Origin of the sequence: Massilia sp. GER05, assembly GCF_052056005.1 — a bacterium.
In the GTDB taxonomy this organism is placed as follows: domain Bacteria; phylum Pseudomonadota; class Gammaproteobacteria; order Burkholderiales; family Burkholderiaceae_D; genus Telluria; species Telluria orientalis.
The window spans coordinates 3,296,895-3,309,470 of record NZ_CP178858.1 but is presented as its reverse complement, the minus strand read 5'-3'; the positions used below and the strand labels follow the sequence as shown (position 1 = coordinate 3,309,470).

Genomic DNA, 12,576 nt, shown 5'->3' with positions numbered 1-12,576 from the left:
TTCCATTGATTCATCGCTCACTTTCATCATGACCAAACCCGCCCGTTTCCTGACCTTCAAGTGCGCCAAATGCGCCAAGCCGGTCAAGGTCACCCTGCAGAAAGTATCTGCCTGCTCGCATATCCAGCCCTACCAGGGCATTTGCGAATGCGGCGAAATCAAGCGCCACGCGACCGGCAATCCGGACGCCGTGAAATCCTTCGTCGAGTCGAACGAACTCCACTGGCACCACCACCACTGATCGGACGCGGCGATGACGACTCCCGACGGCGCGGCGCGCATCCACTGGATCGAACACGGCGAGGAACGCTCGGCGCGCTGGCGCTCGGAAAGCGGGTGGCCGGCGCCGCGGAAGGTCGTGCTCGCGGACGACACGATGAGCGCCGATGCGGCCTGGCGCCATGCGCTGGACGGCACGGCGCTGCTATGGCGCGGCGACTTCCAGAACGCACGCCAGCTGCTGCAGGCACTCGTGCGCCGCGTCGACCATAAAGGTTCGCGCGCCAAACGCGCCAAGGCCGGCAAGGCACCGGCGACGCTCACCGAACAATTCCACCGCCACCGCCTCGCGCAACTGCAGCGCGCACGCACGCTGGCCATGCTGCTGATGCCGTTCGACGCGGACCACGGCATCCCGCTGCGCCGCGCGCCCGACGTCCGCGAAGCATGCACGGAAGCCTACGGTGGGGCGACGGAACCGTACGTTGCTTCGCTGCGCGAACTGCTGGGCGTGATCGGCGCGCACGAGTGGCGCCGCAAGGGCGTGTTCATTCCCGCCCTCGACGAGCGCATCCACCCGTGGTACGGCGTGTTCTCGCCCGTGCGGGGCGAATATGTCGAGCTCGTCGCGCAGGCACCGTTGCCTGCCGGCGCGAACCTCGCGTTCGACATCGGTGCCGGTACGGGCGTGCTGTCGGCCGTGCTCGCGCATCGCGGCATGCAGGGCGTGCTCGCCACCGACGTGGACGAGCGCGCGCTCGGCTGTGCCCGTGCCAACGTCGAACGCCTGGGTCTCGCCGGCCAGGTCGAGATCGTGCGCGCCGACCTGTATCCCGAGGGCCGCGCCGACCTCGTCGTCTGCAATCCGCCCTGGCTGCCTGGTAAGCCGAGCTCCGCCATCGAATACGCCGTCTACGATCCCGACAGCCGCATGCTGAAAGGTTTCCTCGCGGGATTGAAAGAGCACCTGCGCGACGGCGGCGAAGGCTGGCTCATCCTGTCCGACCTGGCCGAGCACCTGGGCCTGCGGTCGCGCGATCAATTGCTCGGCTGGATCGCCGAGGCGGGGCTGGACGTCGCCGGCCGCCACGACATCCGTCCCACGCACCCGAAGGCCAGCGATCCCGACGATCCGCTGGCCGCGGCACGCATGGCCGAGGTGACGTCGCTGTGGCGCCTGCGGGTGGCCAGCTCATGAATCGACAACCCGATTTGCGCTCCGGCGCCGATCGGGTTAAAATAGCGTTCTCAGACGCGGGGTGGAGCAGTCTGGCAGCTCGTCGGGCTCATAACCCGAAGGTCACAGGTTCAAATCCTGTCCCCGCAACCAAATTCCGTAACAACAAGCCCGACTCTCGTAGCCGGGCTTTTGTTTTCTGGGCCAGCGCAGCGCATGAGAGACAAGAAAGACAACGCGACCTTCGACCTGCCCGGCTTCGAGCCGGCGCCACATGACGATGACGCCGCGGCTCTTTCTTCGTCTCCGTCCGCAGTTCCGGCGCCCGCCAAGCGTCCCCGGGCGCGCCGCACGGCACAGAAACAGGAACAGCTGATGCTGATGAACCTGGCAGAAACGGATGCGACCGGCCTGCCGGTCTGGAAACACGATCCCGATCTGGACCTTACCGGCTTGCCTGTCTGGAAGCCGGCACCCTGAAGCACGCGACATGAACGCCGGTTCGTCGCGCCAACGAAACGCCGCCACCATGTCCGACACCGCCTTTTCTTCCCTGCAGCTCGCAGCCCCCTTCCTCGCCAATCTCGACCAGCTCGGCTACAAGGACATGACGCCCGTGCAGGCGGCCACCTTGCCGCTCGCACTCGCAGGCCGCGACCTCATCGCGCAGGCCAAGACGGGCAGCGGCAAGACGGCCGCGTTCGGCATTGGCATGCTGCTGAAGCTGAACCCGACCCTGTTCGCCGTGCAAGGCCTCGTCATGTGCCCCACGCGCGAGCTGGCCGACCAGGTGGCGAACGAGCTCCGCCGCCTGGCGCGGGGCATCGGCAACGTCAAGGTCGTCGTGCTGACCGGCGGCATCTCGATGCGTCCGCAGATCGCGTCACTCCAGTTCGGCGCGCACATCGTCGTCGGCACGCCGGGCCGCATCCGCGACCACCTGCAGCGCCGCACGCTCGACCTTGCGCGCCTGCGCACCCTCGTGCTGGACGAGGCCGACCGCATGACGGACATGGGGTTCTACGACGAGATCGCGGCCATCGTGCGCGAATGCCCCGCGCATCGCCAGACCCTGCTGTTCTCCGCGACGTATCCTGACGACATCCGGGCCGCCACCGCGCGCTTCCTCCGCGATCCGCTCGAGGTCGCCGTCGACACGGCGCACGCGCCGGCCCGCATCGAACAGCGTTTCTACGAGATCGGCTTCGACGGCCGCGTGGATGCCGTCGCGCGGCTGCTGCGCCATTACCGCCCCGCGTCCGCGATCGCATTCTGCAACACGAAGGCGCGCTGCCGCGAAGTCGCGGACGCCCTGCGCGAACAAGGCTTTTCCGCGCTCGCGCTGTACGGCGAGCTGGAACAGCGCGAGCGCGACGAGACGCTCGTGCGCTTCGCCAACCGCAGCTGCGCGGTGCTCGTCGCCACCGACGTGGCCGCGCGCGGCATCGACATCGCGGGGCTGGAAGCCGTCATCAACGTCGACGTGTCCAAGGATCCGGAAGTGCACGTGCACCGCGTCGGCCGCACGGGGCGCGCGGGTGCGAACGGCGTCGCGCTGTCGCTGTGCGCGCCGAACGAAAAGCGCTGGGTCAAGCTGGTCGAGGACGCGCAAGGCTTCACGGCCGAGTGGCATGCGCTCGACGAACTTGCCGACGACGACGGCGCGGTGGATCCGGCACCGATGATCACGCTGTGCGTATCCGGGGGCAAGAAAGAGAAGCTGCGTCCGGGCGACCTGCTTGGCGCCCTCACCGGCGACGCGGGCCTCACGAAGGAACAGGTCGGCAAGATCGCCATCTTCGAATTCGTCAGCTACGTCGCGCTCGACCGCCGGGTCGCACAGCAGGCGTTCGACCGGCTGAACAGCGACAATCCGCTTGGACCGGAATTCGGCACCATCAAGGGCCGTAACTTCAAGATGCGTTTCATCGACGACTGATAGTCGACAGGCCGCGCTTGTAACAGTTGTAACAGGCGCGCACGGTTGAGTTGTACTCGGGCACCGGTGCTACAAATCTGGCATGATTTTGCCAAGCCCATGCCTTAGCAAAATGACCAGCCTAACTACCATCGGACCGGAGCAGCAGCACCTCGAAGGCCGCACCGTCAGGGACATCGTCGAGTACAGTCCCGAACAGGTCAACGAAGTCTGGTGCCGCAAGATCCTACGCCAGATCCTGCAGTCGCTCGAACTGCAGTACGCGATGCACATGCCGCATCGCGCCATCACGCCCGACACGATCGTGTTCCACGAGAATGGCGAGCCGCTGCTGATTCCCACCGACTTCGGCCCGCCGGAAGCGCAGGAGGCCGATGACCTGAACGCCCTGGCACGCATCATCCATTACGCCATCACGCGCGAGCTCGCCCCCACGGGCCCGCTGGCCGGTCGGGCCGAGGGCTACAGCGATTCGCTCGTGAATGCCATCGACTGCTGCATGGATCCCGACCGGGCGCGCCGTCCCCAGAGCATCGAACAGCTACGCGACCTGCTCGGCATCGTCCCGCTCGGTCCGCCCGTCGGGGCCGCGGTGGCGTCGCACATGACGCCACCGATGCCGCCCGACGCGCCTGTGCCCACGCCTGCGCCCGCGCCCGCGCCTGTACCCACGCCTGTACCCACGCCTGTGCCCACGCCCGCGCCCGCGCCGGTGCCCGCGCCCGACCTCGGTCCCGCAGCCGTGCCGCCCGCGTTCATGCAGGCCGCCGAGCGCCCCCGCCGAACCCTGAACCTGAACCGCTGGCAACGCTGGGCCGTCGCGGCCGGCGGCGGCGCCGTCCTCATCGCGCTGGCACTCGCCATGTTCGCGGAAATGCGCGATTCGGGCTCGTTCGACCACGTCGTGCTCACGTTGCCCCAGCAGGCCGATAAACCGTCCGTCGCGACCGGCGCCGCAGCCGCGGGCGCACTGGACAGTGGCGAGGGCTATGTCGCACCGGATTCGCCGGCAGCGAGGCCGGCGGCCGTACCGCAAACGCCCGCCAGCCCGGCCGCGCCCATCGCCGCCGGCCAGGCCCAGTCCGCGCCGGACACCCGGCTGCCCGGTGTCGTCGTCACACCGAACGGCAACGTCTACAAGCTGCAGATCCAGCCGTGGGGCGTCGTCTACGTCGACGACGTCGACCGCGGCGTGAGTCCGCCCGTCAAGCGCCTCGTGCTGGCGCCCGGCCGCCACACGATCCGCGTGACGAACCCGAACTTCCACGACCGCGTGCTCGAGGTCGACACGGCGAGCAGCGACGGCCAGATCACCGTCGACTTCACGGCGGAACCCTGATGACCCACGACCGGAGACCGATGAAGACCCACCGCTTCGCCCACGCCATCCTGCTGGCCGCGACAGCCGCCCTGCTCGGCGGCTGCGCCGACCTGCCCGGCTTCGACAAGAAACCGGCACGCAGCCCCAGCCATCCAAAGGCGACATCGACCGTGGAACGGGACACCCCGGCGGTGCGCGAAGCCCCGGCGCGGCCGAAGGAAAAACCGCGCGACCGCGACGACGTGTCCACGCCCAGCGCAGGCCTGCAGGAAGGCATCCGGCTGTACAACGACGGCGACTACAACGGCGCGATCCGGCGCCTGTCCGCGCGCGACGTGAACAACGGCCCGCTCGCCACGCGCCTCACGGCCTTGAAATACATGGCGTTCAGCTATTGCGTGACGTCGCGTCCCGGCCCGTGCCGCCAGGCGTTCGACCGCGCGCTGCGCCTCGACCCGTCGTTCGACCTGGCACCCGGCGAGCACGGCCATCCGCTGTGGGGGCCCGTCTTCACGAAGGCCAAGCAGGCCGCGACGCCGCGCTAGAACGTGAGCGCGCTGCCGGCCCATTGCGATCGCCCGCTGGCCGACAGTACGCCGACGAGCGGCCACACCGACCACCCGCACCTGGTGCTGGCCACGTCGATCCTGGCCAGCAGCCTCGCCTTCATCGACGGCTCCGTCGTCAACGTGGGCCTGTCCGCCATCGGCCGCGACCTGGGCGGCGCGGGCGCGGACCTGTCGTGGGTCGTGAGCGGCTATCTCCTCCCCTTGAGCTCGTTACTGTTGCTGGGCGGCGCGGCCGGCGACCGCTACGGCCGGCGCCGCATCCTGCTCGCCGGCATCGCGACGTTCGCGCTGGCCTCGCTGCTGTGCGCGTGGGCGCCACGGCTGTGGCTGCTCGTCGGCGGGCGCGTGCTGCAAGGCATGGGCGCAGCCTTCCTTCTGCCCAACAGCCTGGCGATCCTCGGCGCCACGTTCGACGGCAAGGCGCGCGGCAAGGCCATCGGGATCTGGGCCGCGGCCGGCGCGGCGGCCGGTGCGATCGGACCGCTGCTCGGTGGCTGGCTCATCGATACGGTCGGCTGGCGCGCGGCGTTTTACATTAACCTGCCGATCGCGGCCGTGGCCATGTTCCTCGGCTGGCGCTACGTGCGCGTGCCGCGCGGCGAGAAGCCCGTTGCGCTCGATCCGGCCGGCGCGCTGCTGGCCAGCCTGGGCCTGGGCTGCTTGACGTGGGGCCTGGCGGCGGCATCGGCCGACAAGGGCGTGACGGCCGCGTCCGGCGGCGCGATGGCGGCCGGCGTGCTCGTGCTGCTGGGGTTCCTGTGGGCGGAGCGGCGGGCGGGCGACAAGGCGATGCTGCCATTGACACTGTTCGGATCGAGCACCTTTTCCGGCCTGAACCTGATGACGTTCCTGCTCTACGGCGCCCTCGGCGCGCTGATGCTGCTCGTGCCGTTCGTGCTGATCCAGGCGCTGCAGTATTCGGCGAAGCAGGCGGGCGCGGCGCTGCTGCCGTTTCCCATCGTCCTCGCGATCGGCTCTCCATTGATGGGCAAGGTCGCCGGCAGCCACGGGGCGCGGCTACCGTTATCGATCGGCGCGCTCATCGTCGCGGGCGGATTCCTGCTGGGCGCGCGCATCGGCGACGGCGGCTATGCCACGACCGTGCTGCCCGCCATCCTCGTCATCGCCGTCGGCATGGCGTGCGTGGCGGCGCCGCTGACGACGGCCGTGCTGTCGTCCGTGGACGCCCATCACACGGGTGTCGCGTCCGGCTTCAACAGCGCCGTCGCGCGCGGCGGCGGGCTCATCGCGACGGCGCTGCTGGGCGTCGTCCTGACGGCGCAAGGCCGCGCACTGCTGGCGCCGTTCCACGTGGCGATGGTCGTGTGCGCCGCCTGCGCGCTGGCGGCGTCGATCTGCGCGTTCGCCTGGGTCAGGCGCGCGGGTTGACGGACGCCGGATACGTCGGCGCGCGGCGCCGCTGGCTCGCCTGCTCGTACGCATAGGCCATCGCGATCAACGCCGCTTCGCTCCACGCGCCGCCGACGAACGACAGCCCGACGGGCAGCCCGTGCACGAAGCCGGCCGGGACCGTCACGTGCGGATAACCGGCCACGGCCGCGGGCGACGAAAAGCCGGGGCCATCGTGGTCGCCGTTGATGTAGTCGATCAGCCAGCCCGTGCCGCCCGTCGGCGCGACCAGCGCATCCAGCTTTTCCTCGCGCAGGATCCGGTCGATGCCCTCTTCGCGGCTGTAGCGATGGTTGTTGGCGAGCGCGTCGCGGTAAGCCCTGGCGTCGAGGCCCGGCCGGGCCGCCGCCGCGATCAGGTGTTCCTGGCCGAAGTGGCGGAGTTCCTGCGCGGCGTGCCTGTCGTTGAACGCGATCACGTCGGCCATCGTTTTCACGGACGCGTGCGGTGCGTAGCCGGCCAGGTACGCCTCCAGTTCGGGACGGAATTCGGACAGCAGCACTTCCAGTTCCGAGTCGCCGTACTTGTCGACGTTGGGCACCTGCACGTCGACGAGCGTCGCGCCCTGCGCGCCCAGGACGGCCAGCTCGGCTTCGATCACGGCGTTCACGGCCGGGTTATTGAAAAAATTGCGCGCGACGCCGACGCGGCGGCCACGCAGGCCGTCGGTCCGCAGGGCCGCCGCGTAATCGGCCGGCTTACCCGGCATGGTGCCCGTGGCGGCATCGTCCGGATCGGCGCCGGCGATGGCCGCGAGCAGCAGCGCGGCGTCGGCCACGGTGCGTGTCATGGGGCCGGCCGTGTCCTGTGAATGCGCGATCGGGATGATGCCGCTGCGGCTGACCAGGCCCAATGTGGGCTTGATGCCGACGATGCCGCAAATCGACGCCGGCGACACGATCGACCCGTCCGTCTCCGTGCCGATGGCGAGCGTGGCGAGCGCGGCCGCCATCGCGGCGCCCGAGCCGGAACTGGAACCGCTCGTGTTGCGGTCGAGCGCGTACGGGTTGCGCGTCTGGCCGCCGCGTCCGCTCCAGCCGCTGACGGAATGCGTCGAGCGCATGTTCGCCCACTCGGACAGGTTCGTCTTGCCGAGGATGACGGCGCCGGCCGCGCGCAGGCGCGCCGCGACGAACGCATCGCGCGTGGCGCGCACGCCGTCCAGCGCGAGCGAGCCGGCGCTCGTGCTCATCCTGTCGCCCGTCGCGATATTGTCCTTCAACAGGACGGGGATGCCGTGCAACGGCCCACGCACCTTGCCAGCCTTGCGCTCGCGGTCGAGGTCAGCGGCGATCCTGGCGGCGTCGGGATTCAGTTCGATGACGGCGTTCAGGCGCGGCCCGGCCTTGTCGATGGCGGCGATGCGCGCGAGGTAGCGCTGCACGAGCGTCTTCGACGTCAGCCTGCCCGTTTCCATGAGCGCCTGCTGCTCGCGTACGCCGGCGTCCAGCACGGCATCGAGTTCCGTGCCCGCTGCCGGCGCAGTCACGCCGGCAGCGGCGCTCGCCGCCAGGCCCAGTCGAACGAAATCCCTGCGGTCCATGCATTCTCCTCGTGAATGCTCCAGCATAACAGGATCTTGCTTATTTGACATGAGCGCGTGTCGGAGGTACCGCCCAAAAAAAACGCTGCCCGATGGACAGCGTTTTTCGTAAGAGCGCGTCGGCTTAGTTGCGGACGACTTTCTTGTACTCGGCGGTACGGGTGTCGATCTCGATGACGTCGTCCTGGTTGACGAACAGCGGCACCTGGATGGTGAACTGCTTCGACTCGATGGCGTTCTCGATCTTGGCTTCCTTCAGGACGTTGCCCGAGGTATTGCCCTTGACGGCCGGTTCCGTGTAGATGATCTGGCGCGCGATGGTGATCGGCAGTTCGACCGAGATGGCCTTGCCGTCATAGAACACGGCTTCGCATTCCATACCGTCTTTCAGGTAGTTGATGGCGTCGCCCAGGTTTTCTTCTTCGATTTCGTACTGGTTGTACTCTTCATCCATGAAGACGTACAGCGGGTCGGCGAAGTACGAGTAGGTCACCGGCTTCTTGTCCAGGACGACGACGTCGAACTTGTCGTCGCCGCGGAACACGTTTTCCAGCGGTGCGTTGGTGAGAAGATTCTTCATCTTCCACTTGTACGTGAAGCCCGTGCGGCTCGAGCCATTGACGTCGGAGCGCAGCACGATGAAAGGCTTGGCATCAACCATGATGATGTTGCCGACACGGATTTCTTTTGCGGGTTTCATAGGAGGGTTTTAACCTAAAAATGAGTTGCAGTAATCAAGCATGATACCATGTTCCTCGTCCGCCGCCTACCGCAGCGACCGGGCGAAATCCAGCAGATTGCTCACCAGGTCGCCATGCGCCAACATCTGCGCCTGCCATTCGGCATTGCGTTCACGAATCGTCGGCAAACTGGCTTGCAGCGATGTCCACAGCGCGCGCCAATCCGCCGGAGCATTACCTTCCACGCCATTCCAGCGCAGGGAAAAATCGATCAGGCTGCCCAGGTTCGCCGCGTACTGTTGCAGGAACGCGCGGAGTTTAACATGATGCAAGTTTTCATCTTGCGGATAGATGTGCCAGATGAATGGTCGACCCGCCCATTGCGCGCGCACCCAGGAATCCTCGCCGCGCACGAAGTTCACGTCGCACGACCACAGCAGGCGGTCGTAATCGTCCTGCGCCAGGAACGGGACCGTGCGGACCGTGAGATTGCCGTGCGTCGCCACGGCGCCGGCGCCGGCGAACGCCGCCACCTGCTCGCGCGCGACGCCTTGCGGCACGAGGCAGGTCACGGGCCGGTCGCCATCGCGCCATGCGGCGAACATCTCCGCGACCGGCGCGTGCGGATAGCAGAACAGGCTGACTGTCAGCGCGCTTGCCTCGTCCGTCGTCACGCCCAGCCGCGCGAGGAAACCGGCCCGCGCCGCCGCGTCGGCCTGGAAGCGGTCGCGCGCCTCGAGCAGATCGCGTTCGCGCAGCAGCCCGCCCGTCTTGTCCGTGAAACCCGGGAAGAAGAAATGCTTCGTCAGCTTCAGGCGCGGATGCATCGACGGCAGCGCGTGGCAACCCTCGACCCACTCCTCCGCGCTGAGGCCTTCGTAATTGATCCACACCGGCCGCGGCTCGCACTGCGCCATCGCGGCGATATAGCCCGGCGGGATGTCGACGCCGAAGAATTCGATGACGATGTCGGCCACGTCGGCCGGCGCCCAGGCGCCGTCCTGGTCGCGCCAGTGCAGGACCCGCACGCCGTCGACCACCTGCTCGTCGGCAGCGACGGACACGCCCGGCCAGATGCGGCGGAAACTGGCGAGGTCGTCGACCCACAGGGTCACCGCGATGCCATGCTCGCGGTGGAACTGCCGCGCGAGGCGCCAGCAGATGCCGATGTCGCCGAAGTTGTCGACCACCTTGCAGAAGATGGCGAGAGTCGTGGAGCGTTGATCGTTGTGCATGGTCGCGGACCCAAAGAAAAACCGGAGCACCTTTCCGCATGTGCGGGTGGTCTGCTCCGGTCTTTGACTGGCGTCCCCACGGGGATTCGAACCCCGGTACTCACCGTGAAAGGGTGATGTCCTAGGCCTCTAGACGATGGGGACCTAAAACTGTTTTTACTACTGCTTGCCGTATTCTTGGCGTCCCCACGGGGATTCGAACCCCGGTACTCACCGTGAAAGGGTGATGTCCTAGGCCTCTAGACGATGGGGACCCTGGAACTTTTACCGCTATGCCTGATCGCAGGCATCTTACATCAAAACTGGCGTCCCCACGGGGATTCGAACCCCGGTACTCACCGTGAAAGGGTGATGTCCTAGGCCTCTAGACGATGGGGACCTGAACTTCGCTACTACGTATTCTTGGTGGAGGTAAGCGGGATCGAACCGCTGACCTCTTGCATGCCATGCAAGCGCTCTCCCAGCTGAGCTATACCCCCAAAACAAAAGCCGCTCAAGGCGGCTTCCTTGCACAACCTTCTGTTCTGCCGGGGTCAGAGCCCACCCGAGAAATTCGGGCTCTGACCCCAGTAGATAAAAATCTTGGCGTCCCCACGGGGATTCGAACCCCGGTACTCACCGTGAAAGGGTGATGTCCTAGGCCTCTAGACGATGGGGACCCTGGACTGCACTGTGTTACCCTGTTTTTCCCTGCTTGGTGGAGGTAAGCGGGATCGAACCGCTGACCTCTTGCATGCCATGCAAGCGCTCTCCCAGCTGAGCTATACCCCCTACGGGAAAACAGCACTATAACACACTACATTTACTGCTTACGTCGTTTTTCAACGTCGCTGCCGAATCTGGCGTCCCCACGGGGATTCGAACCCCGGTACTCACCGTGAAAGGGTGATGTCCTAGGCCTCTAGACGATGGGGACCTGGACTACGACTACTGCACTTCAGAGTTGGTGGAGGTAAGCGGGATCGAACCGCTGACCTCTTGCATGCCATGCAAGCGCTCTCCCAGCTGAGCTATACCCCCGCAGCGCTGAAGTGCGAGCATTATAGCGGACGCACTTGCATTACGCAAATAGTCACAGCCCCTTGCCAACTCGCTTGAGCACGGTGTCGCGGCCGAACAATTCCAGCACCGCGTCGATGGCCGGCGTCTGCAACTGGCCGGTGACGAGCAGGCGCAGCGGCATGGCCAGTTGCGGCATCTTGAGGCCGTGCGCGGCCAGCACTTCCTTCATCATCGCGGACAATGCCGGCTTGGTCCATTCCACGTCGCGCAGGCGCTCGGCGAACTGGGCCAGCGCGGGGCGCACGGCATCCGTCAGGTGCTGGGTCAGCAGCGCCGCGTCCGGCTTCGGCTCGCGGTAGAACAGCATCGCGGCATCGGCCAATTCGTTGATCGTGTTGGTGCGCTCCTTCATCAGGCCCAGCACGGCGGCCAGCGGCGGCGCGCCGTCGAACACCGCGCCTTCGCGCTCCATCTTCGGACGCGCGAGGCCGGCCAGGCGCTCATTGTCGGCCTGCTTGATATAGTGGTTGTTCAGCCAGCCCAGCTTTTCCGGATTGAACTGCGCGGCCGACGCCGTCAGGTGGTCGAGGTTGAACCACTCGGTGAACTGCTGCATCGAGAAGATCTCGTCGTCGCCGTGGCTCCAGCCCAGGCGTGCCAGGTAGTTCAGCATCGCTTCCGGCAGATAGCCCTGCTCCGGATATTCCATCACGCTGACGGCGCCGTGGCGCTTCGACAGCTTCTGGCCGTCCGGGCCGAGGATCATCGGCAGGTGGCCGTACTGCGGCAGCTCGGCGCCCAGCGCGCGCAGGATATTGATCTGGCGGGGCGTGTTGTTGACGTGGTCGTCTCCGCGCAGCACGTGCGTGATCTTCATGTCCCAGTCGTCGACGGCGACGCAGAAGTTATAGGTGGGCGTGCCGTCCGGACGGGCGATCACGAGGTCGTCCAGTTCCTTGTTGGCGATGGTGATCGGGCCCTTGACGACGTCGTGCCACGTGACTTCGCCGTCCAGCGGATTCTTGAAGCGCACCACGGGCTTGACGCCTTCCGGTACCGGCGGCAGCACCTTGCCCGGCTCCGGGCGCCACGTACCGTCGTAGCGCGGCTTGTCGCCGGCGGCGCGCATGCGCTCGCGCATCGCTTCCACTTCTTCCGGCGAGCAGTAGCACAGGTAGGCCGTGCCGGCTTCCAGCATGCCCTTCACCACTTCACGGTAACGGTCCATGCGCTGCATCTGGTAGAACGGCCCCTCGTCGTGCGCGAGGCCCAGCCATTCCATCCCCTGCAGGATGGCCTGCACGGCTTCCGGCGTCGAACGCTCCAGGTCGGTGTCTTCGATGCGCAGGACGAAGGTGCCGCCGAAATGGCGGGCAAAAGCCCACGAATACAGCGCGGTGCGCGCGCCGCCGAGGTGGAGATAGCCGGTCGGGCTGGGAGCGAAACGGGTACGGACGGTCATGGTCGGATGCGAAGGGAAC

At 66.9% G+C, this 12,576-nt stretch carries 11 protein-coding genes and 9 tRNA genes; 8 read left to right on the top strand and 12 right to left on the bottom strand.

Annotated features, from left to right (window positions below):
• Positions 1 to 28 precede the first annotated feature (28 nt).
• The 8 genes from ACL58G_RS14920 (at position 29) to ACL58G_RS14885 (ending at position 6,614) form a co-directional block, all read left to right on the top strand.
• The gene (locus ACL58G_RS14920; protein ID WP_105375634.1) at positions 29 to 241 is read left to right on the top strand and encodes a hypothetical protein; all 213 of its coding nucleotides are present in this window, start codon (positions 29 to 31) and stop codon (positions 239 to 241) included.
• A gap of 12 nt (positions 242 to 253) precedes the next feature.
• Positions 254 to 1,417, top strand: coding sequence for a methyltransferase (locus ACL58G_RS14915; RefSeq protein ID WP_440967577.1), 1,164 nt, complete (start codon positions 254 to 256; stop codon positions 1,415 to 1,417).
• A 55-nt stretch (positions 1,418 to 1,472) separates the two neighbouring features.
• A tRNA-Met gene (locus tag ACL58G_RS14910) sits at positions 1,473 to 1,549 on the top strand.
• 63 nt (positions 1,550 to 1,612) lie between these two features.
• Positions 1,613 to 1,876 (top strand): hypothetical protein, encoded by a 264-nt coding sequence (locus ACL58G_RS14905; protein ID WP_413384682.1) that lies wholly within the window; start codon positions 1,613 to 1,615, stop codon positions 1,874 to 1,876.
• 49 nt (positions 1,877 to 1,925) lie between these two features.
• Complete coding sequence (gene dbpA, locus ACL58G_RS14900) at positions 1,926 to 3,335, top strand: ATP-dependent RNA helicase DbpA (protein ID WP_440967575.1); 1,410 nt, start codon at positions 1,926 to 1,928, stop codon at positions 3,333 to 3,335.
• Positions 3,336 to 3,447: 112 nt separating this feature from the next.
• A complete protein-coding gene (locus ACL58G_RS14895) occupies positions 3,448 to 4,674 on the top strand; it encodes a hypothetical protein (protein WP_440967573.1) in 1,227 nt (408 codons plus the stop codon).
• Positions 4,675 to 4,694: 20 nt separating this feature from the next.
• Positions 4,695 to 5,201: a TssQ family T6SS-associated lipoprotein gene (locus ACL58G_RS14890; RefSeq protein ID WP_440967571.1), complete on the top strand. Its 507-nt coding sequence runs from the start codon at positions 4,695 to 4,697 to the stop codon at positions 5,199 to 5,201.
• Positions 5,202 to 5,204: 3 nt separating this feature from the next.
• A complete protein-coding gene (locus tag ACL58G_RS14885; RefSeq protein WP_440967569.1) occupies positions 5,205 to 6,614 on the top strand; it encodes an MFS transporter in 1,410 nt (469 codons plus the stop codon).
• Here ACL58G_RS14885 and ACL58G_RS14880 read toward each other — a convergent pair.
• From ACL58G_RS14880 to gltX, 12 genes are all read right to left on the bottom strand, one after another.
• Positions 6,598 to 8,178, bottom strand: coding sequence for an amidase (locus tag ACL58G_RS14880; RefSeq protein WP_440967568.1), 1,581 nt, complete (start codon positions 8,176 to 8,178; stop codon positions 6,598 to 6,600). The two genes, ACL58G_RS14885 and ACL58G_RS14880, sit on opposite strands and share 17 nt — an antisense overlap.
• A 124-nt stretch (positions 8,179 to 8,302) precedes the next feature.
• A complete protein-coding gene (locus tag ACL58G_RS14875) occupies positions 8,303 to 8,878 on the bottom strand; it encodes an elongation factor P (RefSeq protein ID WP_259447543.1) in 576 nt (191 codons plus the stop codon).
• A gap of 66 nt (positions 8,879 to 8,944) precedes the next feature.
• On the bottom strand, positions 8,945 to 10,093 hold the full coding sequence (earP, locus tag ACL58G_RS14870) for an elongation factor P maturation arginine rhamnosyltransferase EarP (RefSeq protein WP_413384670.1): 1,149 nt from the start codon (positions 10,091 to 10,093) through the stop codon (positions 8,945 to 8,947).
• Between the two features lie 68 nt (positions 10,094 to 10,161).
• Positions 10,162 to 10,237, bottom strand: a tRNA-Glu gene (locus ACL58G_RS14865).
• 34 nt (positions 10,238 to 10,271) lie between these two features.
• A tRNA-Glu gene (locus tag ACL58G_RS14860) sits at positions 10,272 to 10,347 on the bottom strand.
• A 49-nt stretch (positions 10,348 to 10,396) separates the two neighbouring features.
• A tRNA-Glu gene (locus ACL58G_RS14855) sits at positions 10,397 to 10,472 on the bottom strand.
• 24 nt (positions 10,473 to 10,496) lie between these two features.
• Positions 10,497 to 10,572: transfer RNA gene (locus ACL58G_RS14850), tRNA-Ala, on the bottom strand.
• 104 nt (positions 10,573 to 10,676) lie between these two features.
• Positions 10,677 to 10,752: transfer RNA gene (locus ACL58G_RS14845), tRNA-Glu, on the bottom strand.
• 36 nt (positions 10,753 to 10,788) lie between these two features.
• Positions 10,789 to 10,864: transfer RNA gene (locus tag ACL58G_RS14840), tRNA-Ala, on the bottom strand.
• Positions 10,865 to 10,933: 69 nt separating this feature from the next.
• A tRNA-Glu gene (locus ACL58G_RS14835) sits at positions 10,934 to 11,009 on the bottom strand.
• A gap of 28 nt (positions 11,010 to 11,037) precedes the next feature.
• Positions 11,038 to 11,113, bottom strand: a tRNA-Ala gene (locus tag ACL58G_RS14830).
• A 52-nt stretch (positions 11,114 to 11,165) separates the two neighbouring features.
• A complete protein-coding gene (gltX, locus tag ACL58G_RS14825) occupies positions 11,166 to 12,557 on the bottom strand; it encodes a glutamate--tRNA ligase (RefSeq protein WP_440967566.1) in 1,392 nt (463 codons plus the stop codon).
• Positions 12,558 to 12,576: the final 19 nt, after the last annotated feature.

Excerpts from the sequence above, each read along its gene's own strand:
- ACL58G_RS14920 (WP_105375634.1), top strand. The coding sequence starts at position 29 with ATGACCAAACCCGCCCGTTTCCTGACCTTCAAGTGCGCCAAATGCGCC.
- ACL58G_RS14915 (WP_440967577.1), top strand. The coding sequence starts at position 254 with ATGACGACTCCCGACGGCGCGGCGCGCATCCACTGGATCGAACACGGC.
- ACL58G_RS14905 (WP_413384682.1), top strand. The coding sequence starts at position 1,613 with ATGAGAGACAAGAAAGACAACGCGACCTTCGACCTGCCCGGCTTCGAG.
- dbpA (WP_440967575.1), top strand. The coding sequence starts at position 1,926 with ATGTCCGACACCGCCTTTTCTTCCCTGCAGCTCGCAGCCCCCTTCCTC.
- ACL58G_RS14895 (WP_440967573.1), top strand. The coding sequence starts at position 3,448 with ATGACCAGCCTAACTACCATCGGACCGGAGCAGCAGCACCTCGAAGGC.
- ACL58G_RS14890 (WP_440967571.1), top strand. The coding sequence starts at position 4,695 with ATGAAGACCCACCGCTTCGCCCACGCCATCCTGCTGGCCGCGACAGCC.
- ACL58G_RS14880 (WP_440967568.1), bottom strand. The coding sequence starts at position 8,178 with ATGGACCGCAGGGATTTCGTTCGACTGGGCCTGGCGGCGAGCGCCGCT.
- ACL58G_RS14875 (WP_259447543.1), bottom strand. The coding sequence starts at position 8,878 with ATGAAACCCGCAAAAGAAATCCGTGTCGGCAACATCATCATGGTTGAT.
- earP (WP_413384670.1), bottom strand. The coding sequence starts at position 10,093 with ATGCACAACGATCAACGCTCCACGACTCTCGCCATCTTCTGCAAGGTG.
- gltX (WP_440967566.1), bottom strand. The coding sequence starts at position 12,557 with ATGACCGTCCGTACCCGTTTCGCTCCCAGCCCGACCGGCTATCTCCAC.